A 24,955-nucleotide genomic window follows, 5' to 3' on the forward strand; every position below is an offset into this window, starting at 1 on the left:
GCGCTGGAGCAGTGGAATGTGGGATTTTGCGCGAAAAGGTGTCAGAAAATTGGATCAATCCGGCGCTTTTGGGGCAAACTCCTTGGTTTTCAACAGTTCGACAAGGTTTCCCCCATGACATCCGCGTCTTCGGTTGATGAGCAACGATTCCGCAAACTCCTGAGCCGCAACGTCAGCCTGCCATTGGGTGTCGGCGTGCTCAGCGCAGTGTTCTTTGTTTCTCTGATCACTTATCTGTTGTCGATGATCCAGTGGGTCGAACACACCGACCGGGTGATCAATAACGCCAATGAATCGATCAAACTGACCGTCGATCTGGAAACCGGTATGCGCGGCTTCCTGCTCACTGGCGACGAGCACTTCCTTGAACCCTACGAAACGGCCAAGCCTCGAATCGCTGTCGCCCTCAATACCTTGCTTGAAATGACCGCGGACAACCCGGTGCAGACCGACCGTCTGCACCGGCTCCAGGCCTTGCAGAATGAGTGGGCCACTTACGCGCAGACACTCATTGAATTGCAGCGCGCCAGCGGCGATTACCGCAGCGCGGTCAAGGCCGGGCGCGGCAAGCGGCTGACTGATGAGATCCGCAAGCAATTCGAAGACGTGATCGATATGGAGCAGCAGTTGCGCGCCACGCGCAACGAGGACGTGCGCCGCACCACGATCTGGAGCATCAGCCTTTATCTGTTGTTCATCGCCGGGATCAGCGCATTGCTGGCCTACATTGGCCGTCGGGATTTGCTCAACCTTTCACAAAGCTACAGCGCCAACCTCGCCGCGCAACAGGCCAGCGCCAAGCGTCTGAAACAACAGGCCTGGCTGCGCAATGGCCAGACCGAACTGGCCGAGCAAGTGCTGGGGCAACTGTCGCTTAATCTGCTGGGCCGCAACATCCTGCAGTTCTGCGCGCAGTACTTGGGCACCGCCGTCGCAGCCATCTATGTCCGCGAAGAACATGGCGGTCTCAAGCGCATTGCCTCTTACGGTTTTTCCCGTGAGCAGGAAGCGCGCGAACAGCAGATTTACAGCGATGAAGGCATTGTCGGCCAGGTGGCGAACCAGGCTCGCTTGATTCGTCTTGATGACGTGCCGAGCGATTACTTCAAGGTCAGCTCCGGCCTGGGCGAAGGGTTGCCCCATAGCGTGCTGGTCGTGCCGACCAGTGACGACGACCGGGTCAACGGTGTGATCGAACTGGGCTTCCTGCGCCCGCTGACGGACCGTGATGTCGAATTGCTTGAACTGATTGCCGGCAACATCGGCACGTCCATCGAGGCCGCTCGCTATCGCCAGCGCTTGCAAGAAGTGCTGGCCGAAACCCAACAGCTCAACGAAGAGCTGCAGGTTCAGCAAGAAGAGCTCAAGACCGCCAACGAAGAGCTGGAAGAGCAGTCGCGGATTCTCAAGGAATCTCAGGCGCACCTGGAAACCCAGCAGGTCGAGCTTGAACAAACCAATGAGCAACTCGCCGAACAAGCGCAGATCCTCGCCGACCAGCGCGACGTCATGGACCTGAAAAACACCGAGCTCAATCAGGCCCAGATCCAGCTCGAAGAACGCGCCGAAGAGTTGCAGCGCTCGAGCAAGTACAAGTCTGAATTCCTCGCCAACATGTCCCATGAGTTGCGCACGCCGCTGAACAGCTCGTTGATCCTGGCCAAGTTGCTGGCGGAAAACCCCCAGGAAAACCTCAGCGCCGAGCAGGTCAAGTTTGCCGAGTCGATCTACTCCGCCGGTAATGATTTGCTCAACTTGATCAACGACATTCTCGACATTTCCAAGGTCGAGGCCGGCAAGCTTGAGATGCGACCGGAGAACGCCAGCGTCGCCCGTCTGGTGGATGGTTTGCGGGGGATGTTTGAGCCCTTGGCGAGCGACAAGAAACTGGATTTCCAGGTCGAGGTGCAGGCCAGTGCGCCGATGATGATCTACACCGACCGCCAGCGTCTGGAGCAGGTCATCAAGAACCTGCTGTCCAACGCGGTGAAATTCACCGAAAGAGGCACGGTCAGCCTGACGGTCGCCAGCCAGCCAGGCGACGGTATCGCCTTTATCATTCGCGATTCGGGGATTGGCATTGCCGCGGATCAACAGGACAGCATTTTCGAAGCCTTCCGCCAGGCCGATGGCACCACCAATCGCCGTTACGGCGGTACCGGCCTGGGCTTGTCGATTTCCCGTGACCTGGCCGCCTTGCTCGGCGGTTCCATCAGTGTCACCAGCGAGCCGGGGCAGGGCAGTGTGTTCACGCTGGTTTTGCCGCAGCATTACGTTGAACCGGGCGAGGAGCCTGTCGAACCGATGAGAGCCACGCCGGTGGCCATTACGCCCAGAGTGACGCCCGCCGCGCTGGTGCCGTTGATTGCCGAAGTCGATATCCCGCGTTTCGACGACGATCGCACCAAGGCCCCATTCGCCACTCGTTGCATTCTGGTGGTGGAGGACGAGCCGAACTTCGCCAATATCCTTTACGACCTGGCGCATGAGCTGGGTTATCAGTGCCTGGTGGCGCACGGGGGGGACGAGGGTTACGACCTGGCCAGGGAATTCATCCCGGACGCCATTCTGCTGGACATACGTCTGCCGGATCACTCCGGGTTGAGTGTGTTGCAACGCCTGAAGGAGCACGCTGAAACCCGGCACATTCCGGTGCATGTGATTTCGTCGGAAGACCGGGCCGAAGCCGCGATGCACATGGGCGCCATCGGTTACGCGGTCAAACCGACTACCCGTGAAGAGCTCAAGGACGTGTTTGCCCGCCTTGAGGCCAAGCTGACCCAAAAGGTCAAACGCGTCCTGCTGGTCGAAGACGATGATCTGCAGCGTGACAGCATTGCCCGGCTGATCGGCGACGATGACATCGAGATCACTGCCGTTGGCCTTGCGCAGGACGCGCTGAACTTGCTGCGCACGACGATTTTCGATTGCATGATCATCGACCTGAAGTTGCCGGACATGCTCGGCAACGACCTGCTCAAGCGCATGTCCACCGAAGATATCTGCTCGTTCCCTCCAGTGATTGTCTACACCGGGCGCAATCTGACCCGGGACGAAGAGGCCGAGCTGCGCAAGTATTCGCGCTCGATCATCATCAAGGGCGCGCGCTCGCCAGAGCGTTTGCTGGATGAGGTCACTCTTTTTCTGCACAAAGTCGAATCCAGGTTGTCCCATGAACGCCAGAGGATGCTCAAGACCGCGCGCAGTCGCGACAAGGTCTTCGAGGGTCGCAAGGTGCTGCTGGTGGACGACGATGTACGCAATATCTTCGCCCTCACCAGTGCCCTGGAGCAAAAGGGTGCAGTCGTGGTCATCGGCCGAAACGGCCGTGAAGCGATTGAAAGACTGAATGAAGTCGAGGACATCGATTTGGTGTTGATGGACGTGATGATGCCGGAGATGGACGGTTACGAAGCCACCATCGAGATCCGCAAGGACCCGCGCTGGCGCAAGCTGCCGATCATTGCGGTGACGGCCAAGGCCATGAAGGACGATCAGGAGCGCTGCTTGCAAGCGGGCTCCAACGATTACCTGGCCAAGCCCATAGACCTGGATCGCCTGTTCTCGCTGATTCGCGTGTGGTTACCGAAGATGGAACGCATTTAGTGGAACGCAATTTTTCAGTGGAACGAAATAGCGAGATCGAAATTCGCTTGTTGATCGAGGCGATCTACCTCAAATACAGCTATGACTTCCGCGATTACTCCGGCGCTTCGATCAAGCGCCGGGTCAATCACGCGTTGAGCCAGTTCGAGTGCACGACCATTTCAGCGTTGCAGGAAAAGGTCCTGCACGACCCGACGGCGTTCATGCAGTTGCTGCAACTGCTGACGATCCCGGTCAGCGAGATGTTCCGCGATCCTTCGCATTTCCTCGCGATCCGTCAGGAAGTGGTGCCGCTGCTCAAGACGTACCCCTCGATCAAGATCTGGATCGCCGGTTGCAGCACGGGTGAAGAGGTCTTTTCGATGGCGATTCTGTTGCGCGAAGAAGGCTTACTCGATCGCACCATCATCTACGCCACTGACATCAACCCGCGCTCGCTGGACAAAGCCAAGCAGGGGATTTTCTCCATGGAGAATGTCCGCGCCTACACTCATAACTACCAGCAGGCAGGTGGCCAGCGTTCGTTCGCCGACTACTACACGGCGGCTTACGGTTACGCCATTTTCGACAAGACACTGTGTGAGAACGTGACCTTCGCCGATCACAGCCTGGCGACTGACAGTGTCTTTTCAGAAACTCAATTAATTTCGTGTCGTAATGTTTTGATTTACTTCAACAAAAAGCTTCAGGATCGTGCGTTCGGTTTGTTTCATGATTCCCTTTGCCATCGAGGATTTTTGGTGCTGGGCAGCAAGGAAACCGTGGATTTCTCGGCCTACGGCAACCAGTTCGAACCGTTGGTCAAACAAGAACGGATTTACCGCAAATCATGAACAGTGCAGCGGATTTGCCTTCTATAGAGGCTATCGTGATCGGCGCCTCGGCCGGCGGTGTGGAGGCGTTGCTGAGTATCCTCAGCCCATTGCGAGAAGGCTTCACGCTGCCGATCATCGTGGTTTTGCACCTGCCGGAAGTACGTCGAAGCCATCTGACCGAGGTGTTCGCACGGCGAGTATCCATGCCTGTGCTGGAAGCCCGCGACAAGACGCTGGTCGAAGCCGGAACGCTGTATTTTGCGTCACCGGGTTATCACTTGTCGGTGGAGCAGGACCGCAGTTTTTCCTTGAGCCTGGAAGCCCGCGTGCATTATTCGCGACCGGCCATTGATTACCTGTTCGAGTCGGCCGCCGATGCCTACGGTTCAGCCTTGGCCGCGGTGTTGTTGACCGGCGCCAACCGTGATGGCGCCCACGGCCTGGCCCAGGTCAAGCGCCGTGGCGGCATGACCATCGTCCAGGACCCGGATGAAGCCCAGGTCGCAACCATGCCCCGGGCTGCACTTGATTTACACCAGCCAGACCACATCCTCCCTATACGCGGCATCGGCCGTCTGCTTGTCGAGCTGGAACGAATCGCATGCTAAGTACTACCCAGGCCAAATTGCTGATCGTCGACGATCTGCCGGAGAACTTGTTGGCGCTTGAAGCGTTGATCAGGCGCGAAGACCGTATCGTCTATAAAGCCTTGTCCGCCGACGAAGCCTTGTCGCTGTTGCTGCAACACGAGTTCGCCATGGCCATTCTCGACGTGCAGATGCCCGGCATGAACGGCTTCGAACTGGCCGAGCTGATGCGCGGCACGGAAAAGACCAAGAACATCCCGATCGTGTTCGTCAGTGCCGCCGGTCGTGAGCTGAACTACGCGTTCAAGGGCTATGAGAGCGGCGCCGTGGACTTCCTCTACAAGCCGCTGGATATCCATGCGGTCAAGAGCAAGGTCAACGTGTTCGTCGAGCTTTATCGCCAAAGCAAGGCGATGAAACAACAGGTCGAAGAGCTGGAGCAAAGCCGCCGTGAGCAGGAAGCGCTGCTCAAGCAGTTACAGAGCGCCCAGCTGGAACTGGAACAAGCGGTGCGCATGCGTGATGACTTCATGTCCATCGTCGCCCACGAAGTCCGCACGCCGCTCAATGGCCTGATCCTCGAAACCCAGTTGCGCAAGATGCACCTGGCCCGGGATAACGCCGCGGCGTTCACGCTGGACAAGATGCACGCGATGGTCGATCGCGACGAGCGGCAGATCAAAAGCCTGATCCGGCTGATCGAAGACATGCTCGATGTATCGCGCATTCGCACCGGCAAGTTGTCGATCCGGCCGACGCGCTTCGATCTGTCGGCGCTGGTTCGCAGCTTGCTGCAGAACTTTGCCCCACAGGTCGATGCTGCCGAGTCCTCGATCACCCTGGAGGCCGAGCAACCGGTGGTGGGTAGCTGGGACGAATTCCGCATTGAACAGGTGATTTCCAACTTGCTGACCAATGCTTTGCGTTACGGCGCCAAGAGTCCGATCACCGTTAAGGTGTACAGTGAGAGCGGTCAGGCTCGGGTGGAAGTGCGCGATCTCGGGATCGGCATTGGCGAAGAGAACCAGAAGCGTATTTTCCAGCAGTTCGAACGCGTCACGGCCAAACACGCTGTCGCGGGGTTGGGCCTGGGCTTGTTTATTTCCGAGCAGATTGTGGCCGCCCATGGCGGTTCCATTACCGTCGAAAGCCGGATTGGCGAAGGCGCCTTGTTTCGCGTTTGTCTGCCGCTGTAGGAAAATAGCCGGATAAACGCAACCTCTGATCGACCCCACGGTCGTATCAGCAGCTATTGATCGAACAAAGGCTTCCCATGAGTGAAGATGCACAAGACGTCGTATTGATCGTCGAAGATGACCCCTCGATTTTGATGGTGCTGTCGGCCTATCTGTCGGGTGAGGGCTACCGGGTATTGCAGGCCGAAAACGGCGAGCAGGCCTTCGAGATTCTGTCGAGCAAACCGCACCTGGACATGATGATCACCGATTTCCGCCTGCCGGGCGGAATCTCTGGCGTCCAGATTGCCGAACCTGCCGTGAAGCTGCGACCGGAACTCAAGGTGATCTTTATCAGCGGTTATCCGCAGGAGATCCGCGAGACGGACAGCCCGATCACCCGTAAGGCGCCGATCCTGGCCAAGCCGTTCGATCTGGATGTGCTGCAAGAGCTTATGCAGGAAATGCTCTCTTAAGCACTTTCAGACGCGGATCATCTCCCGCACCTTCGCCGTCAACAGGTCGAAGGTGAACGGTTTGGTGATCATCTGCATGCCGGGATCAAGGAATCCGCCGCGCACCGCCGCGTGTTCGGCGTAGCCGGTGATGAACAACACCTTCAGATTCGGTCGGTATTGCCGGCCGATTTCCGCCAGTTGCCGGCCATTCATGCCGGGCAATCCCACGTCGCTGATCAACAGATCGATACGCTGCCCGGAATCCAGAATCGGCACCGCGCTGGCGGCATCGCCAGCCTCGACGAAGGCATAGCCCAGATCACTCAACACCGTACTGACCAGCACCCGCACCGCCGGATCGTCCTCGACGATCAGCACCGTTTCGCCATTCTGCGCGAAAGGAGCGTGCTGCACGTTCACCGGACTGTCCTGAGGCACGTCACCGCCGAATCGCGGGAGAAACAGGCTCACCGTGGTGCCTTCGCCCACTTCACTGTGAATGGCGACGTGGCCGCGGGATTGCTTGCTGAAGCCATAGATCATCGACAATCCGAGGCCTGTGCCCTGGCCGATTGGCTTGGTGGTAAAGAACGGATCAAAGGCTCGGCTGATGGTGCTTTGCGGCATGCCGCACCCAGTGTCGGTGACGCTCAGCACCACGTAATCACCCGGTTGAAGGTTGCTTTGGGTCTTGGTGAAGCCAATGTCCAGATACTGATTGCTGGTTTTCACCACCAGTTTGCCGCCATCGGGCATCGCATCCCGAGCATTGATCACCAGATTGAGCAGGGCGCTTTCCAATTGGTTGGGATCGGCCTCGGCCACCCAGAGTTGCTCGTTCAGTTGCATGTCCAGCTGAATGGTTTCGTTGATGCTGCGCTCAAGCAACTCGCCCATGGACACCACCAGAGTGTTCATGTTCACGGGTTTGGAGTCCAGCGACTGACGCCGGGAGAACGCCAGCAGACGGTGGGTCAGGCCGGCAGCGCGGTTGGCTGAGGTCACGCCCAGGTCGATAAGGCTGTCCAGATCTTCGGTGCGCCCACGGGCCAGACGTCGGCGCAGCAGCTCCAGGCTGCCGATGATGCCGGTCAGCATGTTGTTGAAGTCGTGGGCAATGCCACCGGTGAGCTGGCCGACCGCTTCCATTTTCTGCGATTGGCGCAGGGCTTCTTCATTGTTGCGCAGTTGGGCGGTGCGTTCCTCGACCTGTTGTTCGAGGGTTTCGAGGGTGTTTTGCAACCGCAGTTCGCTTTGACTCAGATCGATCAGGCGGTCCCTGGCTTCGTACTGTCGTCGACGTCCGCGCAATGCGGTGGTCACCAGACTGATCAATGTGACCGGGTGAAAAGGGCGCTCAAGAAAGGTCACGTTCCCCAGCTGTGGGCCGTAGCGCGACGCCGGGTTTTGTTCCGGGCCGCCATGGTGGGTCATCAATACAATCGGAAGGTCCGACCAGGCCGGCTGGTGCTCGATCAGCCCGAGCAGCGGTTCAAGATCACCCCCCAACAACGCCTCGGAAGAGATCAACAGCAAGCCTGCCCCTTGCTCCAGCTCGCTGCATAACGCCACCAGGTCCCGAGTAATCACCCCGTCGTAACCCGCTTCGTTGAGCATCATCAGCGCAATCTGGCTGTCGCGACCCAGCGGTGCGAGAATGATCGCGCGCTCGGACATTGCTTCCTTGGCAATCACGGGTTTTGCTCCTCAAGCAAAGGATTGCTGGCACCCAGATAGGTCGGGACACCCCGCAATACCCCCTGAAAGGCATCCAGTGGTTCACCAATGGTCATGCCCTGAGCGCTGATGCGGTATTCCCGAATGGTTGACTCATGGCTGCCCGTGCGTTTCTTGATAATCGAGATCGCCCGGCGAACCTTGCCCAATGCCTCGAAGTAGCGCAGCAGGATGACCGTGTCGGCCAGATAGGTGATGTCGACGGGGGCTTGCATGTCACCGACCAGTCCATGCTGGGCGACGGTCATGAAGGTCGCGGCACCCTGGCGATTGAGGTACAGCAGCAACTCGTGCATGTGCAGTACCAGCGCGTTTTCTTCGGGCATCGCCGCCTGATAGCCATTGATGCTGTCGATCACCACGGTCTTGATATTGCCCTCATCGACGCAGCGACGAACCCGGTAGGAAAACTCGCCGGGGGACAACTCAGCCGCGTCCACTTGCTCGATCATCAGGTTGCCGGTGTCTTGCAGCGCCTTGAGGTCGATGCCGATGTTCTTCATGCGCTCGAACAGCAACCCAAGCTCTTCATCGAAAATGAACAGCGCGGCTTTTTCGCCTCGGGCCACGGCGGCAGCGGCGAAGATCATCGAGATCAGCGATTTGCCGGTACCGGCCGGGCCGAGGATCAACGTGCTGGAACCGGTCTCGATCCCGCCGCCGAGCAGGGCGTCCATGGCCTTGATGCCACTGGACAATTGCTGGCGGACATAGCGACCGCGATGTTCGGCGGCCACCAGACGCGGAAAAACATGCACGCCATCGCCCATGATGGTGAAGTCGTGATAACCGCCACGGTACTTCTGACCGCGATATTTCACCACACGGATGCGCCGCCGCTCGGCGCCATAGTTGGGGGTCAGTTCTTCAAGGCGAACAACGCCGTGGGCCACACTGTGCACGGTTTTGTCGAGGGATTCGGTGGTCAGGTCGTCCAGTAACACCACTGTGGCGTCATAGCGCACGAAGTAATGTTTGATCGCGAGGATCTGGCGACGGTAGCGCAATGAGCTTTGGGCCAGCAGACGGATCTCGGAAAGACTGTCGAGCACCACGCGGGTCGGCTTGATCCGTTCGACCACTTCGAAAATCTGCTTGGTGGCTTCGCCCAGTTCAAGGTCCGAGGAATACAACAAGCTCTGCTGATGCTCGGCATTGAGCAGGCTTTCCGGGGGCGTCAGCTCAAAGATGTGGATGTTCTCATCCAGTTCCCAGCCGTGGGACAAAGCCCCTTGGCGCAATTCGCGTTCGGTCTCGGACAGGGTGATGTACAACGAGCGCTCGCCGGCACGAGCGCCGGCCAACAGGAAATGCAAAGCGACGGTGGTTTTGCCGGTACCGGGTTCACCCTCCAGTAAAAACACATGCCCGCGGGACAAGCCACCGGCCAGGATGTCATCCAGACCTTCGATGCCGGTGGCGGCTTTTGCACTGATCAACTCGTTAGATGTAGACAAAAAATGCCCTCTCATGACTAGGGGAAACGAGGCAGCAGGCCGTGAGTGCCTGTATGAGCTGCCTGTTCTCTTGACCCTGGGCCGAGACGACGAGTTCAACGAAATTTTTTGTTGTTGTTAAAGCCCTTGCTGTAAGGCGGGGTCGTCGGGATTGAGTTGTTCAAGTTGCGCCAGCAGAATCTGCACGTTCTGCAGTTGGCCGCTTTCTTTCCAGTAGTTGATCAACAATACCCGGGCTCTCCGGTCGGCCGGGTGGCGCTGGACGATCTCCTGCAACTGTTTCTGCGCCGCTTCCAGCTCCTGTTCATCGTGAAGCGTGGTGGCCAGGTCGTAGCGGTAATCCTTGTTGTCCGGCTCCAGCTCCACGGCTTTGGAAAGGCCGAGCAGGGCGAATTCACTTTGCCCGTGATGCAGCAGCCAGAGTCCCAAGGCATGTTGCAGGTAGGCCGAGTCGGGCTGAGCTTTTAGCTGCTTGGCCAACAGTTGCCGGGCAGCATCGTTTTGGCCCAGGCGATCCAGCACGTCGATTTGCATCACCAGCGCGGGCAGGTTGCCGGGCGCAAGACGCAAGGTGTTCTCTAGCGCCTGCTGCGCCTCTTTCAATTCGGCATTGTGCAGATGCAGCCGAGCCAGTTGATATTGGTTGTCGGCGCTTTCCGGTTGACTCTTCAGGTCTTGTTCCCAGGCGTCGATGGCTTGCTCCAGCGGCCCGAAGTACAAACCGAGATCGTCCGGCGACAGCCCCAGCAAGGCGTTCACGGCGGCATAGCGGACGCGCTGTTCGCTGTCATCGAGTAACGGGCCGAGCAGCAGGCTGCGTTGACCGCTGGGCACCAGGCCGCTGATGCTTCTGATCGCCGCGATGCGCACGTCCGGCGATTCATGCTGCAAGTCCGCATCCGCCAGTTTCAGGGCCACGGAGCTGGGGTAGTTGGGCAGTTCGGCATGCAACCAGACGCGGCGTTTTACCGATATATCGGAGCGGCCCAATTGCTGGTAAAGGACCCGCGCTGCACCCGGCTGGCCTGCGCGCGCCTGATTCAGCGCCTCGCTGTAGCCGCGCTTGATCGCCTCCGGCACCACGGGGGTTGTGCTGCGCAGGAAAAACCAGGCAAGGCCGATGGCAAACAGAACGCAGAGGCTGATGAGCAAGTAGCGGCGAGACTGGGGCATGCAGGAATCCGGGAGCTGGCAAGCTGTTGCAAAGTAGCCAGCTTCGGTCAGGCAAGGCTGTGAGTCAAACCCAGACTTGTTCGATACGTGAGTCAGTCGATTCAACGCGGTCTGGATTTTCGATGATTTTACCTACAGGTTGCGTCGACATTGAAACCCGTCGAGGCGCCTTGGCAGTGACTACGCTTGCTGGAGATGACTCGATGAGCGTTCCCATGCAACCGCTGCTTCAGTACTTCAAAGCGATACTCAACCCCGGCCCCGGAGTGGCGTTGTTCGCCCTGCGGACCATCGCGGCCGGGTTGCTGACGTTGTATCTGGCGTTCCTGTTCGACCTTGAGCAACCCAAGTGGTCGATCATGGCGGTGGTCATCGTCAGCCAGCCATTGGGCGGCATGGCCCTGGCCCGCAGTTTCGGCCAGGTCATCGGCACCACGCTCGGGGCGGTCGTGGCGGTGTTGATCATGGCGATCTTTCCCCAGGCGCCCCTGCCTTTCATCCTCACCCTGGCCTTGTGGCTGGCGCTCTGTACCGCCGGTGGCACCTTGTTGCGCTACACCAGTTCCCAGGCGTTTGTTTTGAGCGGGTACACGGCGGTGGTCGTGGCACTGCTGGCAATACCCGATCAGGACGGTACGTTCCTTCTCGCCGTCACCCGCGTGACCGAGACGCTATTGGCCGTGGCTTGCGTGTGCGTGGTCAGCCTGCTTACGGCGCGACCGGAAGCCGTGGCCCGGGATTACTTCGCGAAGATCGATCAGGTCATCAAGCTGCTCGCGACCCACGCCGCTGCGGTCATTCGGACCGAGGAAAGCGAAGCCGATTTCCATCGACGGCAGATGCAACTGCTCGGCGCGATCAGTGCCCTGGAAGGCGTACGGCGGCATTTGTATTTCGATGCACCCCGGTTGCGCAGCTCCAATGAGTTGGTGCAGTTGCTGGGCAATCAGCTGGTGTTGTTGACGTCGCGGCTGACGGCTTTGCGTCACCAGCGGGAGCTGCTTGCCGAGCGCTGGAAAGGTGCCTTGCCGGAGGAAGTACAGCGATTACGCGCCGAAGAACTGGTCTTTCTCGATGAATTGGCCTTGCAGGGGCGATCATTGTCGACCAAGGCCCGGCAGCGTTTCTCTGCGCTGCAACAGCGTTTCGATGACCAGGCCTACAAGGCCGAACAACTCACCGAGACAATGCCAGCCACCCTGCGTTCACTGGCCTGGGCTCTGCGCTGGGAACAGGCGCGGATGCTGGAGCAGCTCGGCCAGATTCTCGAACTGAGCGACGCAATCCAGGACGGGCGTGCGGCCAGTAGCATGTTTCGCGGCCAGGACAACCCCTTGCATCTGGACTTCACTCTGGCGGCAATGAACGCGATCCGCGCATTTACCGCATTGGTGGTAGCCGGTCTGATCTGGATCGAAACCGCTTGGGACGGGGCACGTGGCGGGATGATCGTGGTGGGGATTCTGTGTTCGCTGATGGCGACGTTTCCGCGGCCGATGCTGGCCAGCCAAAGCTTTGCCAGGGGGCTGGGCCTGGCCTTGGTGGTATCGGCGCTGTATCTGTTCCTGCTGATACCGATGATCAGTGACTTCGAGTTACTCGCCTTGTTGTTGACCCCCTTGCTGTATGCCGTCGCGGTGGGGTTGTCCAGTCCGCCAACCACGGGTACAGGCATTGGTCTTGGGCTGACGACCATTCTGTTGCTGGGCCCGCAAAACACGGAAATCGGCCAAAACAGCGCCATTCAGTGGTTCGAGTTTGCCGGTTCCTATATCTGCGCAGCCGCGCTGGCGCTCAGTGTCTACGCCTTGATCTTCCCGTTCAGGCCCGCGTTGCGGATGCGCCGACTGTTCAATGAGAACTGTGAGCAGGTCTACGCTTTGCTAAAGACGCCGGCCACCGATGAGCATCAATTTGCGTTTGAAAGCCGCATGGTCGATCGCCTGACCATGATGTTGGGGCTGCTGCCGGCCACCAACGACAAGCCATCCAGCGAGCTATTCGAAGTCAGCCTCGGGTGCATGGCGCTGGGTGTGGCGCTGAACCAGCTCAGGCAACAGGGGCAGAGCAACACCTTGCTCAGTACTGATCAACAAAACCGTTTGCTCGCTGCCGTCCGTGAGACTGGACGATTGATCGCCGGGCGGCCCGGGATTGACCTTGAGCAACTGCTCGGGAACCTGCGTGTCTTGGGCGATGAAATGGACGACTTGCATTTAGACGTTCATGAACACTTGTGGTCGGTATTCCGGATGCGCGTGGCGTTGTTGATCGTGGTGTCGTTTCTGGAGCGACATCGCAAATACTTTCAACCCGCAGCAACGGAAGGAGTGTCGGCCCTTGCCCATTGATTTTGAGTTGGGTGGCGTCTACTTGCCGCCGATTGCCCAGGCGTTATTGCTGGCGCTACCGATTTACCTGGTGCTGGACTGGATCTTGCGCCGCCTCGGCGTGCTGCGGTTCGTCTGGCATGAAGCCTTGTTCGAAGGCGCGTTGTACGCCTGCGTTTGCGCAACGCTGATTCTGGTAATGGGAGCTTGATGCTTTGAAGAAGATCCTTGCCCGACTTGCGACGGTGGCGGTGGTGTTGCTGGCCTTAGTTCTCGGCTGGTTTGCCTGGGAACATTACACCCGCGCCCCTTGGACCCGCGATGCGCGGGTGCGTGCCGATGTGGTGACCTTGTCCGCCGATGTCTCGGGGCGCATCGTTGGCCTGGGCGTGCAGGACAACCAGCATGTGGAGAAAGGCCAGTTGCTGCTGGAAATCGACCCGGCGCGCTATGTCCTGGCGGTGGAGCATGCCAAGCGCTCGGTGGAAGTGGCGAAAGCCACCCTTGGCCAGTCCGAGGCAACGATTGTCGCCAGTGAAGCGTTGCTCCGCCAGCGTCAGAGTGAAGAGCACCGACGGCGCACGCTCAAGCAGCGGTTCGCCATTTCTGGCGAAGAATGGGAGAAATCCAGCACGGAAGTGGCGGTGGCACAGGCCGAGTTGCTGCGCAACCAGGCTAACCTCGGCTTGGCCCGGGCCAACGTGCAATTGGCCATCGCCGCATTGACCCAGGCCGAACTGGACTTGCAGCGCACGCGGGTCGAAGCGCCCGTGACGGGTTACGTCACCAACCTGCTGACCCGTCAGGGTGACTACGCCGCAGCCGGCGGCGCGCTGTTGGCGCTGGTGGACAGCAACTCGTTCTATGTCAGCGGTTACTTTGAGGAAACCAAGCTGCCGCGAATCGAGGAGGGCGACCGGGTCAGGATCGAATTGATGAGTGGCGAAACCTTCGGCGGCACTGTGCAAAGCATTGCCTTCGCCATTTCCGACCGGGAGAACCTGCCCGGCGGTCGCCTGCTGGCCAACATCAACCCCAGTTACACCTGGGTCAAGCTGGCGCAACGGGTGCCGGTGAGGATACAGATCGACGCCGATTACGCTGCCAAAAATCGACTGCGTGCCGGGACCACGGCCACCGTAACGGTCCTGGAAAACCGCGAGACTCAAGAACACCGCTAACCCTGTGGGAGCAAGCCCGCTCCCACAGGGGAATGTGGTGGACTCAACAAGCGTGCAGGCAAAAAAAAGCCCCGCGACCGAATGAGGCGCGGGGCAAAGGAAATGGTTGGTTGCTACCAACCAAAGGAGCTCGTTGAAACTTTACTTGCTGGCAACCGTCTCTGGTTGCCAGCCACCGCCCAGGGCTTTGTAAATCGCGACAATGCCGCGATACAGATCGACTTCGGCCTGGGCCTGGGTGTCTTCAGCCGCCAGACGCTCACGCTGGGCGTCGAGCAGGACGAGGAAGTCCGCCGTGCCTTCGCGGTAGCGAATTTCGGCGAGGTCGGCCGCAGCGCGACTGGATTCGCTCTGACGAATCAGCGAGATCAAGCGCTGCTGACGTTTGCCGTAGTCGCTAAAGGCGTTTTCCGATTCTTCCAACGCCAGCAGTACTTGCTGCTCGTAGGTCGCCAGGGCGCCTTCGGCATCCGCATCGGCGCCCCGCAAACGGGCGCGCACGCTGCCAAGGTCGAACGCCGCCCAGGTAATGCTTGGGCCCAGCGCCCAGGCGTTGGCCGCCGAGGAACCGATTTGCGAACCGCGCCCGGCGGTGAAGCCCAGGAAACCGCTGAGGCTGACCCGAGGGAACAAATCAGCCTTGGCCACGCCGATACGGGCAGTGGCGGAAGCCAGTTTGCGTTCGGCGCTGAGAATGTCCGGACGACGCTGCAGCAGTTCTCCCGGATCACCGATCGGCAGGGCCTTGGCGATCGCCGGCAAGTCTTTTGGACTCAGGTCGACGGTCAGCTTGTCCGGACGTTCACCCAACAGGGTAGCGATGCGGTTTTTCTGTCGAACCTGTTCGGCCTGCAATTGCGGCACGCTGGCTTCGACGGACGCCAGGCGTGCATCGGCGCGAACCACATCGAGCTGATCGCCGACGCCGGCATCACGCAGGCTGACGGTAATCTTGCTCGACTCTTGCTGATTGTTCAGGTTGGCCAGGGCGATCTTTTCCCGCAGCTGTGCACCGCGCAGTTGTCCGTAGGCATCCACCAGTTCGGCAATCATCGAGACTTGCAGTTGGTACAGATCGGCTTCGAGCGCTTGCTGTTCGGCGTCGGCCGATTCCAGGTTGCGCTGGATACGGCCAAACAGGTCGATCTCCCACGCCATGTCCAGACCGAGGTCGTAGCGTTCGCTATTGACCCGCTTGGTGGTCTGGCCCGGGATCTGACCCTTGGCCAGGTCACTGCTGACCCGGCTGGTGATGGTTGGCATGGCGTCATTGCTGACGTCATCGCGAATGGCCCGGGCCGCTTTCCAGCGAGCGAAGGCTACGCGCAAATCACGGTTGCCTTGCAGCGATTGAGTCACCAACTGGTTGAGGGTTGGATCTTCAAACTGCTGCCACCAGATGCCTTCGAAACGCGAGCGGTCGAAGTTCTTCTGACCGGCGCTGCCATCGGTGGCGGTGGTGATGTTGGCCGGCTCAGTGGCTGGGGTCTTGTAGTCCGGGCCGACGGCGCAGGCACTCAGGGCCAGTACCAGAAGGCTCGGGAGGAAGGCTTTCAGGCTCATTGTTGCGCCTCCAGTTTCAGGGCCTTGGCCGCTTTGCGCTTTTCACCGCGCTCCACAAAATTACGAATCAATACGTAGAACACTGGCGTCAGCAACAGACCGAAGAAGGTCACCCCGAGCATCCCCGAGAACACCGCCACACCCATGGCATGACGCATTTCGGCACCGGCACCGCTGGAGAAGACCAGAGGCACAACACCCATGATGAACGCGAAGGATGTCATCAGGATCGGCCGCAGACGCAGGCGGCAAGCTTCCAGTACCGCGGCGAGCGGGCTGAGGCCTTCGTCCTGCTGTTTGTCCTTGGCAAACTCGACGATCAGAATCGCGTTCTTACAGGCAAGCCCCACCAGTACGATCAAGCCGATCTGGGTGAAGATGTTGTTGTCGCCTCCCGAAGCAATCACACCGGTGATGGCTGACAGCAAGGTCATCGGTACGATCAGGATCACCGCCAGTGGCAGGCTCCAGCTTTCGTACTGTGCCGCGAGTACCAGGAACGCCAGCAGTACGCAGAGCGGGAATACGAACAGTGCGGTGTTACCGGACAGAATCTGCTGGTAGGTCAGGTCGGTCCACTCGTAGGTCATGCCGTTCGGAAGTTCTTCCTTGAGCAGTTTCTCGATGGCTTTTTCGGCCTGGCCGGAGCTGTAGCCGGGGGCTGCCGCACCGTTGATTTCAGCGGTGATGAAGCCGTTGTAGTGCATCACGCGGTCCGGCCCCGAGGTGTCGCTGACCTTGATGAAGGTCGCCAGCGGGATCATCTCGCCTTTGTTGTTACGCACTTTCAGCTGACCGATCTGGTCCGGTTCGAGACGGAACTGCTGTTCAGCCTGAACGTTGACCTGATAGGTACGACCAAAGCGGTTGAAGTCGTTGGCATACAGCGAACCCAGGTAAATCTGCAGGGTGTCGAAGATGTCGCTGACGGCCACGCCGTGGGTCTTGGCTTTTTCGCGGTCGATAGCGGCATCGACCTGTGGCACGTTCACGGTGTAGCTGGTGAACAGGGCGGCCAGTTCCGGCACGTTGTGGCTCTTGGTGATGATGTTCATGGTTTCTTTGTACAGCTCGTCATAACCCAGGTTGCCCCGGTCTTCGATCTGCAGGCGGAAACCACCAATGGTGCCCAGGCCTTGTACCGGCGGCGGCGGGAAGATCGCCATGTAGGCTTCCTGAATCCCGGCGAACTGGCCGTTCAATGCACCGGCAATTGCACCGGCGGACATGCTCGGGTCTTTACGCTCATCAAACGGTTTCAGGGTCACGAACACGATGCCGGCGTTAGGACTGTTGGTGAAACCGTTGATCGACAGGCCAGGGAAGGCCACGGCACTTTCTACGCCAGGCTGTTTCAGGGCCAGGTCGGACATGCGTTTGATCACGTCTTCGGTACGGTCCAGGCTCGAGGCGTCCGGCAGTTGCGCGAAGGCCACCAGATATTGCTTGTCCTGGCCGGGGACGAAACCGGTCGGGGTGTTGGCGAAACCGAAGAAGGTCAGCACCATCAGGCCTGCGTACAACAGCAGGGCGATACCGCTGCTGCGGATAACCCGGCCTACCGTGCCGACATAACCGTGGCTGGCCTTGTCAAAGAAGCGGTTGAACGGACGGAACAGCCAGCCACCGAAAATCTTGTCGAGGACCTTGGAGAAACGGTCCTTCGGTGCGTCATGGCTTTTGAGCAACACGGCAGCCAGCGCTGGCGACAGGGTTAGCGAGTTGAACGCCGAGATCACGGTCGAGATCGCAATGGTCAGGGCGAACTGCTTGTAGAACTGCCCGGTCAACCCGGAGATGAAGGCCGCCGGGATAAACACCGCACACAGCACCAGCGCCGTCGCGATGATCGGGCCGGTCACTTCACGCATGGCCCGCTTGGTTGCTTCGACCGGCGTTAGTCCCAGTCCAATGTTTCGCTCGACGTTCTCCACCACCACGATGGCGTCATCCACCACGATACCGATGGCCAACACCAGGCCAAACAGTGAAAGGGCGTTCAGCGAGAAGCCAAACAGGTGCATCACGGCAAACGTACCGATCAGCGAAACAGGCACTGCCACCAACGGAATGATCGAGGCACGCCAGGTTTGCAGGAACAGGATCACCACCAGAACAACGAGGATCAGCGCTTCGAAGAGGGTGTGAACCACCGCCTCGATGGAGCCGCGCACGAAGATCGTCGGGTCATAGACGATGCTGAAGTCCATGCCTTCCGGGAAGCTCTTTTTCAGCTCCGCCATCTTGTCGCGCACTTCGTTGGAGATTTCGATCGCGTTGGAGCCCGGGCGCTGGAAGATCGGGATCGCCACCGCCGGTTGGTTGTTAAGCAGCGAACGCAAGGCGTATTGGCTGGAACCCAACTCAATGCGAGCGATGTCTTTCAGGCGAGTAATTTCACCGTTTTCGCCGGAGCGAATGATGATGTTCTCGAACTCTTCTTCAGAAACCAGACGGCCTTGGGTGTTGACCGACAGCTGGAACGCGGTGGCACTCGGCGCAGGTGGCGCACCCAGTGCACCGGCAGCCACCTGACGGTTCTGTTCACGAATTGCGGTCACAACGTCGGTGGCGGTCAGGTTGCGCGAAGCGGTCTTGTTCGGATCGAGCCAGACCCGCAGCGAGTAATCGCCCATGCCGAACAGCTGCACGTCACCGACACCGCCCAGACGCGCCAGCTCATCCTTGATGTTGAGCAAGGCGTAGTTGGACAGGTAGAGCATGTCGTAGCGTTTGTCCGGCGAGGTCAAGTGCACAACCATGGTCAGGTCGGGCGAAGCCTTGTCCACGGTGATACCGATGCGCGTCACTTCCTCGGGAAGTTTCGGCTCGGTCCGGGTCACGCGGTTCTGCACCTGTACCTGTGCGTTGTCCAGGTCAGTGCCCAGAGCAAAGGTAATGGTCAGGGTGATCTTGCCGTCAGCGGTGGACTGCGAGGACATGTACAGCATGTTCTCGACGCCGGTGATCGCTTGCTCCAGTGGAGCGGCCACGGTTTCACCGATGACTTTAGGGTTGGCACCCGGGAAGTTCGCACGAACCACAACGGTCGGAGGAACCACTTCCGGGTATTCGCTGATCGGCAGCTGGAACAGCGAGATGGCACCGGCGATCAGGATCAGCAGCGAAAGTACCGCTGCAAAGATCGGCCGTGAAATGAAGAATTGGGAAAAATTCATCGTAGAGATCCCTTAACCGCGTGGTGTCGCAGCAGCCAGTTTCACAACCGAACCCGGCGCGACCTTGGCAGGTGCGACTTGGGGCAGGTTGCTGGCTTCCAGCGCTTGTCGTTGTTGTGCGAGTGCCGCGAGGGTTTGTTCACTGGCCATCGGGATCACTTCTGGTGTGACCGGCGAACCAGGGCGAACCCGTTGCAGACCCTTGACGATGACGGTGTCGTCCTTGCTCAGGCCGCTGCGCACGATGCGCAAACCTTCGATCTTCGGACCCAGCTCGACCGAGCGGTACACCGTCTTGTTGTCGGCATCCATCACCAGCACGAACTTTTTACCCAGATCGGTACCGACCGCTTCGTCGTTGATCAGCACGGCGGAATAGGTGCCGCTGCCGACCAGTTTCAGGCGGGCATACAGGCCTGGGGTGTAGGCGCCGTCGCTGTTGTCGAACACGGCACGACCGCGGATGGTGCCGGTTTTCGGGTTGACCTGGTTGTCGATGAAGTTCATCACGCCCTGGTGTGGGTTGCCGTCTTCGTTGGACAGACCGAGGTAAACCGGGGTGGTGGCACCGCGTTTGCCCTGGCGAGCGAGCTGGGTGTATTTGAGGAACACACGCTCATCGGCGTCGAAGTAGGCGTAGACCTTGTCGGTGGACACCACACTGGTCAGCGCGGTGGTATCGGCGGTCACCAGGTTGCCGGCGGTGATTTCCGCGCGGCTGACACGACCACTGATCGGTGCAGTGACACGGGTGAAGCTCAAGTTCAGTTTGGCCAGGTCCAGTTGTGCCTGGAGGGCACCGACGGCGGCGCGGGCTTCTTGAGCAGCGCTGGTGCGCGAATCGGCCAGCTCGGCGGAGATCGCGTTGCTGGTGCGCAGACGCTCACCGCGCTGGGATTCGTTTTCGCTGCGGGTGGCGTTGGCGCGGGACTGGGCAACCAGTGCTTCGAGGCGGCGAACCTCGGCCTGGAATGGACGCGGGTCGATCTGGAACAACAGGTCGCCTTTTTTGACCAAAGCGCCTTCAGTGAAGGCCACTTCATCGATCTGACCAGAGACCCGTGGACGTATTTCTACGGTTTCCGGGGCTTCGAGGCGCCCGGTGAATTCGTCCCACTCGTTAACCGGTTGTTCCAGCACCTTGGCCACGCTGACTTTGGCTGCGGGCATAGTGGCGGCCGTGTCCGGAGTCTTGCCGCAGGCGCTCATCACCAGTACGGCCAACAGGGCCAACGGGAAGCGTAAATGTTTGAGTGATTGTTCCATGGATGCATCCGCCAATGTATTGAGAATGGACGGATGATGCTCGGCGAGGTTGTATCGCACGAATCGAATGAGGCAAAGGTAACTATCATTCGGAATGATATAAGCGCCAGCCAAGCTCTCTAGCATGCACCTTTCGTTAGGCGGCTATCAATTGGGCTGATGACAATTCAGTGTTGCCTGGACTGCAAAAGTCCAGGCCGGGGCCACGGCCGCACCAATGCCTATGGCCTCGTGTTGACCTCAAGTGGTAGCGACGAACATTTGGGGGTCGATTTCTGGCACTTCCGGCTGATCCTCGACGCCCACAATTCGTTCCTGAGAACCTCGAATCGGCGCGCCGGCATGCATGACAAACATAAAGAAACCTCCCGTGGCAGGCTGGCAGTGAACTCGATTGGGGACGGAACCACCCTGAGCAACAGGAGAGCGCTACATGCTGACACTGACTGAATCTTGTCGGCAACACCCGCCGACACTGCGCATCGGCTTCTGGTTGCTGGAAGACTTTGATTTTTATGCTCTGGCCAATGCGCTGGAACCCTTGCGCCTGGCCAACCAGATGGCTGGACGTAGCGTCTGTATATGGCAGATTCTCAGCCTGGAAGGTCGCGATCTGAACGCCAGCAACGGCATTGCCACCGCCACTACCCGACTGGATCAGGTACAACCCCTGGACGTTTTGATCCTCTGTGGCGGCGATAACCTGCACGCTCAGGCGGAGTCTCCAGCAGTGCGCCAAAAGTTGCACTACTGGGCTGCGCAGCCGGTGGGCCTGGGCGCATTAGGCAAGGCTGGTTGGCTGCTGGCGCAGACTGGCGCGCTGGACGGTTTCCGTTGCAGCCTGCCTGAACCCGATCCGTCGCTGTCGTTTACGACTTCCAGCGATTTGAGCCCGGTGGCCGCACCTTTTTGTGTCGACCGCCAACGTCTGACATGCGTCGGCCCACAGGCCGTCCAAGGGTTAATGCACGAACTGCTGGCCCGGTCCCACGGTCGCGGCCTGGTGCTGCGTATGGAAAAACACGTGACCCGGCAGGCCCGGCCACTGCAATCGGTGTACAACGCGCCAGCAAAACTTCAGGCGACGCTGGCGTTGATGAATGAGCACCTGACTCGTACATTGGCTATCGACGAACTGGCCGAATCCATGGGCATTTCCCGCCGGCATCTGGAGCGGCTGTTTAAACGCAACCTGGGTTGTTCGCCGTCGCGGCATTATCTGGACTTGCGCTTGCAACAGGCACGTCAGTTACTGCAGACCACTAAACGGCCAATGAAAGATATCGCGCAACAATGCGGATTTGTTTCACTGCAGCACTTTTTCCGTTGCTACCGTCAATACTTTGGTGCGCACGCGCGCGATCATATGGAAGCGGATCAACCCACGACGAGGTCCTGAGAGGCCGTCAAACCGCAATTCACTGTGCCAATTCCAATGCCTCCGCCAAGCGGCTTTCACTGCGCTTGCCGGGGGCATTGTCGTTTCTGGTGTATGGCCTTTTGGGCCACGTTGGCGAAGAGCGGATCTGGTCAACTACAGGTCGGATTCGCGCAAAAAACCTCACCTTGCATCTGTTCGAATGATCTTCAGCGGCCCGCCAGAGTGGCGCTTCCCGTCGATCAATCACTGACAAGGATAAATGATATGCAAATGCCGAAAACCATCCAGATCAAGAACGGCGAAAAAGTGGCACCGACGTTCTCGGCGCAAGAATATGCCAATCGCCAGGCCAAATTACGGGCGTACCTGGCGCAGAACAACATCGACGCGGCCGTCTTCACGTCCTATCACAACATCAATTACTACAGCGATTTTCTCTACTGCTCGTTCGGTCGCCAGTACGCATTGGTAGTGACCCAGGACAGTGCCGTGACCATCAGCGCCAACATCGATGGCGGTCAACCATGGCGCCGCACCATGGGCACTGAGAATATTGTCTACACCGACTGGCAGCGTGATAACTATTTTGTTGCGATCCAGCAAGCGTTACCCAAGGCCGGGCGTATCGGTATTGAGTTCGACCATCTGAATTTGCTCAACCGCGACAAGCTTGCCAGTCGTTATCCGCAGGCCGAGCTGGTGGATATCGCCGCGCCCTGCATGCGTATGCGCATGATCAAGTCCGCCGAAGAACACGCGATCATCCGTCATGGTGCACGCGTGGCGGACATCGGCGGCGCTGCCATCGTCGAAGCCTTGCGTGATCAGGTTCCAGAATACGAAGTGGCCCTGCACGCCACCCAAGCCATGGTCCGCGAGATTGCCCGTACGTTCCCGGACTCCGAACTGATGGACACCTGGACCTGGTTCCAGTCCGGCATCAACACCGACGGCGCCCATAACCCGGTGACGTCGCGCAAGGTCAACAAGGGCGACATTCTCAGCCTCAATTGCTTCCCGATGATTGCCGGTTACTACACCGCACTGGAACGTACCCTGTTCCTGGATCACTGTTCCGACGAGCATCTGCGTTTGTGGGAAGTGAACGTCAAAGTGCACGAGGCCGGTCTGAAACTGATCAAACCGGGCATGCGCTGCTGTGATATCGCCCAGCAATTGAACGAGATTTTCCTGGAACACGATCTGCTGCAATACCGTACCTTCGGCTACGGTCACTCCTTCGGTACGCTGAGCCATTACTACGGCCGTGAAGCCGGGCTGGAACTGCGCGAAGACATCGACACGGTACTGGAGCCAGGAATGGTGGTGTCCATTGAACCGATGATCATGTTGCCCGAAGGCCTTCCGGGGGCCGGCGGTTATCGTGAGCACGACATTTTGATCGTCAACGAACAGGGCGGGGAGAACATCACCAAGTTCCCGTATGGCCCGGAACACAACATCATCAAGAAGTAAGACTTTGCGCCGCACAGTGAACCTGTGCGGCGTTTTATGTTGATGAGTGGGAAAAATCTTCCCGGTGGTTTAGATAAACCGGAAAAAACGACGCATACGCACCCAAGAGCGCGCAGCATCTAACGAGCCTTAACCCTGCCAAGTAAAACAATAGAGGGTTTTGTCATGTACTACGTCCCGACGCTTTTTCCTGATCGCCGTACCTCTAACACAGGAGGTGCCCAATGAGCACTCAAAGTGCAAGCCTGACGCCGACCCTGGCGCAAAAACTTGAACAGACCGCCGAGCGCAAGGCCTTGCGGCGTGCTGCCAGTGCCAGCTTCATGGGCAACTTCGTCGAGTGGTTCGACTATGCGGCCTACGGCTATCTGGCCACCGTGATCGCGCTGACGTTTTTCCCGCAAACCGACAAGGCAAGTGCGTTGCTGGCGACCTTCGCGGTGTTCGCGCTGTCGTTTATCGTTCGCCCTTTGGGGGGCCTGGTCTGGGGCCACTTTGGCGACAAGTACGGGCGGCGCAGTGCATTGTCCTGGTCGATCCTGATCATGTCGATCTCGACCTTTTGCATCGGCATCCTGCCGACTTATCACCATATTGGCCTGTTGGCACCGGCGTTGTTGCTGCTGATTCGCTTGTGCCAGGGCTTCTCGGCTTCGGGTGAATACGCCGGGGCATCGGCCTTTCTCGCCGAGTACGCCCCCGAGGGTAAACGCGGTTTGTACACCAGCATTGTCCCGGCGAGCACGGCGGCCGGTCTGCTGTTTGGTGCGGTGTTCGTGGCGGGGTTGCATGCGTGGATGAGCGTCGAAGACCTGCACAGTTGGGGCTGGCGCTTGCCCTTTTTGCTGGCAGCGCCGTTCGGGCTGGTGGGGCGCTACATCCGCATGAGTTTGCAAGACACACCCAAGTTTCTGGAGATGGAAAAGCGCCTGGAAGCGAAGGAGTGCGCGACCCACGCACCTGTTCGCGAATTGCTGACCGTACATCGGCGTAGCGTATTGATCGGGATTGGCGTGACCTGCCTGAACGCCGTGGCGTTTTACCTGCTGCTCAGCTACATGCCGACGTATCTGTCCACTGAGATGGGCATGAGCGAGAGTGATTCGTTCCTGGCGTCGACGGTGTCGCTGGCGACCTACATCGGCCTGATTTTCCTGATGGGCAAGCTGTCGGACCGGTTCGGCCGCAAGACCATGTTGCTGACCGCTTCGGTGCTGTTCCTGGCGCTGACTTTTCCACTGTTCGGCATGCTGGAGAACCAGCCGCTGATCGTGATCTTGATGATCCAGATTGCCTTCGGCGCCATCCTGGCGATGAACGACGGCACCTTGCCGTGCTTCCTCGCCGAGATATTCCCCACCCGCGTACGCTTCAGTGGCTTTGCCTTCAGCTTCAACATCGCTAATGCCGTGTTCGGTGGCACCGCGCCGTTTATTGCGACCTGGTTGATCCAGCTGACCGGCAACAAAATGGCCCCGGCCTGGTACCTGCTGGCGGCAGCGGCGGTGGCGTTGGTTGCCATGCTGGCGAGCCGGGAAACGGCGCATAAGGCATTGCAGGACTAGGCGACC

Annotated in this window: 17 protein-coding genes; 11 read left to right on the forward strand and 6 right to left on the reverse strand. The window is 59.1% G+C overall.

Annotation, left to right across the window (positions count from 1 at the left end):
* Positions 1–114: 114 nt before the first annotated feature.
* The 5 genes from ABH912_RS05210 to ABH912_RS05230 all read left to right on the forward strand — a co-directional run bounded on the left by ABH912_RS05210 (position 115) and on the right by ABH912_RS05230 (position 6,659).
* On the forward strand, positions 115–3,606 hold the full coding sequence (locus ABH912_RS05210) for a response regulator (protein WP_429509880.1): 3,492 nt from the start codon (positions 115–117) through the stop codon (positions 3,604–3,606).
* On the forward strand, positions 3,606–4,439 hold the full coding sequence (locus ABH912_RS05215; RefSeq protein WP_429509882.1) for a CheR family methyltransferase: 834 nt from the start codon (positions 3,606–3,608) through the stop codon (positions 4,437–4,439). Before ABH912_RS05210 ends, ABH912_RS05215 begins: the two co-directional genes overlap by 1 nt.
* Complete coding sequence (locus tag ABH912_RS05220; protein ID WP_429509884.1) at positions 4,436–5,029, forward strand: chemotaxis protein CheB; 594 nt, start codon at positions 4,436–4,438, stop codon at positions 5,027–5,029. Before ABH912_RS05215 ends, ABH912_RS05220 begins: the two co-directional genes overlap by 4 nt.
* Positions 5,023–6,204: a hybrid sensor histidine kinase/response regulator gene (locus ABH912_RS05225; RefSeq protein ID WP_033054991.1), complete on the forward strand. Its 1,182-nt coding sequence runs from the start codon at positions 5,023–5,025 to the stop codon at positions 6,202–6,204. The genes ABH912_RS05220 and ABH912_RS05225 overlap by 7 nt, the downstream gene beginning before the upstream one ends.
* A 77-nt stretch (positions 6,205–6,281) precedes the next feature.
* A complete protein-coding gene (locus ABH912_RS05230; protein ID WP_008146959.1) occupies positions 6,282–6,659 on the forward strand; it encodes a response regulator in 378 nt (125 codons plus the stop codon).
* Between the two features lie 6 nt (positions 6,660–6,665).
* On the opposite strand, the gene ABH912_RS05235 is transcribed toward ABH912_RS05230, so the two are convergent.
* The 3 genes from ABH912_RS05235 to ABH912_RS05245 form a co-directional block, all read right to left on the reverse strand.
* Positions 6,666–8,318 (reverse strand): ATP-binding protein, encoded by a 1,653-nt coding sequence (locus ABH912_RS05235; RefSeq protein ID WP_429513050.1) that lies wholly within the window; start codon positions 8,316–8,318, stop codon positions 6,666–6,668.
* A 14-nt stretch (positions 8,319–8,332) separates the two neighbouring features.
* Positions 8,333–9,835: an ATPase domain-containing protein gene (locus ABH912_RS05240; RefSeq protein WP_429509886.1), complete on the reverse strand. Its 1,503-nt coding sequence runs from the start codon at positions 9,833–9,835 to the stop codon at positions 8,333–8,335.
* A 117-nt stretch (positions 9,836–9,952) separates the two neighbouring features.
* On the reverse strand, positions 9,953–11,008 hold the full coding sequence (locus tag ABH912_RS05245; RefSeq protein ID WP_033054989.1) for a tetratricopeptide repeat protein: 1,056 nt from the start codon (positions 11,006–11,008) through the stop codon (positions 9,953–9,955).
* 203 nt (positions 11,009–11,211) lie between these two features.
* Between ABH912_RS05245 and ABH912_RS05250 the strand changes: the two genes are divergently transcribed.
* The 3 genes from ABH912_RS05250 to ABH912_RS05260 are packed head-to-tail and all read left to right on the forward strand — an operon-like array spanning position 11,212 to position 14,519.
* Positions 11,212–13,359 (forward strand): FUSC family protein, encoded by a 2,148-nt coding sequence (locus tag ABH912_RS05250; protein WP_429509888.1) that lies wholly within the window; start codon positions 11,212–11,214, stop codon positions 13,357–13,359.
* A complete protein-coding gene (locus tag ABH912_RS05255; protein WP_033054985.1) occupies positions 13,349–13,549 on the forward strand; it encodes a DUF1656 domain-containing protein in 201 nt (66 codons plus the stop codon). Before ABH912_RS05250 ends, ABH912_RS05255 begins: the two co-directional genes overlap by 11 nt.
* Before the next feature lie 4 nt (positions 13,550–13,553).
* Positions 13,554–14,519, forward strand: coding sequence for a biotin/lipoyl-binding protein (locus tag ABH912_RS05260; RefSeq protein ID WP_429509890.1), 966 nt, complete (start codon positions 13,554–13,556; stop codon positions 14,517–14,519).
* 141 nt (positions 14,520–14,660) lie between these two features.
* On the opposite strand, the gene ABH912_RS05265 is transcribed toward ABH912_RS05260, so the two are convergent.
* Genes ABH912_RS05265 through mexE form a run of 3 tightly spaced genes read right to left on the reverse strand, consistent with a single transcriptional unit; the run spans position 14,661 to position 20,527 of the window.
* Entirely contained in the window at positions 14,661–16,082 is a 1,422-nt protein-coding gene (locus ABH912_RS05265; protein WP_033054981.1) for an efflux transporter outer membrane subunit, read from the reverse strand.
* Positions 16,079–19,261, reverse strand: a complete 3,183-nt coding sequence (locus ABH912_RS05270) for an efflux RND transporter permease subunit (RefSeq protein WP_033054980.1) — start codon at positions 19,259–19,261, stop codon at positions 16,079–16,081. Before ABH912_RS05270 ends, ABH912_RS05265 begins: the two co-directional genes overlap by 4 nt.
* Before the next feature lie 12 nt (positions 19,262–19,273).
* Positions 19,274–20,527, reverse strand: a complete 1,254-nt coding sequence (mexE, locus tag ABH912_RS05275) for a multidrug efflux RND transporter periplasmic adaptor subunit MexE (protein WP_429509891.1) — start codon at positions 20,525–20,527, stop codon at positions 19,274–19,276.
* A gap of 433 nt (positions 20,528–20,960) precedes the next feature.
* On the opposite strand from mexE, the gene ABH912_RS05280 reads away from it, so the two are divergent.
* From ABH912_RS05280 to ABH912_RS05290, 3 genes are all read left to right on the forward strand, one after another.
* Positions 20,961–21,926: a GlxA family transcriptional regulator gene (locus tag ABH912_RS05280; RefSeq protein WP_429509893.1), complete on the forward strand. Its 966-nt coding sequence runs from the start codon at positions 20,961–20,963 to the stop codon at positions 21,924–21,926.
* A 246-nt stretch (positions 21,927–22,172) separates the two neighbouring features.
* A complete protein-coding gene (locus ABH912_RS05285; RefSeq protein ID WP_033054978.1) occupies positions 22,173–23,384 on the forward strand; it encodes a M24 family metallopeptidase in 1,212 nt (403 codons plus the stop codon).
* Positions 23,385–23,608: 224 nt separating this feature from the next.
* The gene (locus tag ABH912_RS05290; RefSeq protein WP_429509894.1) at positions 23,609–24,949 is read left to right on the forward strand and encodes an MFS transporter; all 1,341 of its coding nucleotides are present in this window, start codon (positions 23,609–23,611) and stop codon (positions 24,947–24,949) included.
* Positions 24,950–24,955 lie beyond the last annotated feature (6 nt).

The sequence above is a fragment of the Pseudomonas sp. BT76 TE3572 genome, from assembly GCF_050435365.1.
Taxonomy (GTDB): Bacteria; Pseudomonadota; Gammaproteobacteria; order Pseudomonadales; family Pseudomonadaceae; genus Aquipseudomonas; species Aquipseudomonas fluorescens_W.